This window comes from Streptomyces pactum (assembly GCF_016031615.1).
Lineage (GTDB): Bacteria > Actinomycetota > Actinomycetes > Streptomycetales > Streptomycetaceae > Streptomyces > Streptomyces pactus.
The window spans coordinates 1-1362 of sequence record NZ_JACYXC010000022.1; the positions used below are offsets into that span (position 1 = coordinate 1).

Below are 1362 nucleotides of genomic sequence, written 5' to 3' on the forward strand. Positions count from 1 at the left end.
CGTCCGGGCCCGCCGCGGAGCTACCGGCCGGTCCCCCGGCGAATGACCCGGCCGCCGACCACCGCCCCACCGCGGTGCCTGCCACCGGTCACCCCGCCGCCGATGGCCCCCGGGCCGGCGACGCCCTCCAGCAGCCGCCGGCCGGTGAGGTCCCCGCACGGCCGCGTCCCGGAGCCGCGGAGGACGCAGAGCGGCCCTCCGCGCCGGACGACGCCCCGCAACGGGCACGGTCCGTCACCGGAGACGCTCGCGAGGCCGGTGCCGCCGAACCTCCGGGCCGCACGGCACCCGAACGGGCGGCGGCCGGCGAAAAGCCCGAGCCGGCACAAGCCGAGGGAGACGGCGAGCCGGCACCGGCCGACGGAACCGCTGAGCCGGCGCCGACCGGGGACCCGCTCACCGCCGAGCCGCAGGACCCGTCCCGACCCTCGGCCCGAACCCCGGCAGGGCCCTCGAACCGGACCCCGGCCCCGGCGTCCGTGCCCGCACCCCGACACGCCCCCGGGGAGGGCCGGGGAGAGGTGGAGGGAGAGCCCGGGGAACCGGGTGCCGCGACGGTGCCTTCGCAGGGCGCACCGGCGGCGCCCGTGCCCGCCCGTCCGTCGGTCCCGCCGCAGCCCACCGAGCCGCCCGCTCCGGCCGCCCGCCGGATGTCCGATCCGCACGCATCGATACTGGAGGCCGCGCGGGCCGGACGGCACAGCGAGGCCGCGGCGATGGCGGCGGCGTGGGAGCAGGAGGCGATGCGCGCCCACGGTCCCAGTTCGTCGGAGGCCATCCACTGGCTGGAGGTGCGGGCGGACCTGTTCCGGCTCGCCGGGGACTCGCTCCGCGCCTGTGAGCTGTGGATGGCGGCCGCCCGCATCCGGCTGGGCAACCGCCAGCCGCCCGGCCACCCGGACGTGGAGGGGGCCGTGGACCGCGCTCACCACCAGTGGCAGGAGATCCGCGACCCGAACCGGGCCGCCGCGCTCGCCCCGCTGCTCATCGAACTGCGCACCCAGGTGCCCGGCCGCCGCCCCGGCGCCCTGGAGGCGGTACGCCGCCGCGCCGAACTGCTCCGCTCGCCACAGGCCGGCTGAGCAGCCGCGTGGGCCAGGAGACCCGAACCGCTCGCCCTACCGGGCCGGCGAGCGAGCGGCACGGGTTACCGGAGCGCCCGGCATGGCACACGGTCCCCGCTGTCCCCGGCACCGTGCCCGGACCCCGGACCCGGAGTGGGGCAGCCGGACGCCCCGGGGAGCCGGCGCGGGCCCGGAGCCGGCAGGCCGGCTCTTCCGATGCCGAGACGCCCCGCGCCGAGACATCCCCGGGCCGGCAGGTCGGGGCCTTACTCACGCGTGACCAGGCGCGGACCTCCCA

The 1362-nt window shown here is 79.5% G+C and carries 1 protein-coding gene; it reads left to right on the forward strand.

What is annotated here, in order from left to right:
- Positions 1 to 650: 650 nt before the first annotated feature.
- Positions 651 to 1082, forward strand: a complete 432-nt coding sequence (locus IHE55_RS30445) for a hypothetical protein (protein ID WP_232265552.1) — start codon at positions 651 to 653, stop codon at positions 1080 to 1082.
- Positions 1083 to 1362: the final 280 nt, after the last annotated feature.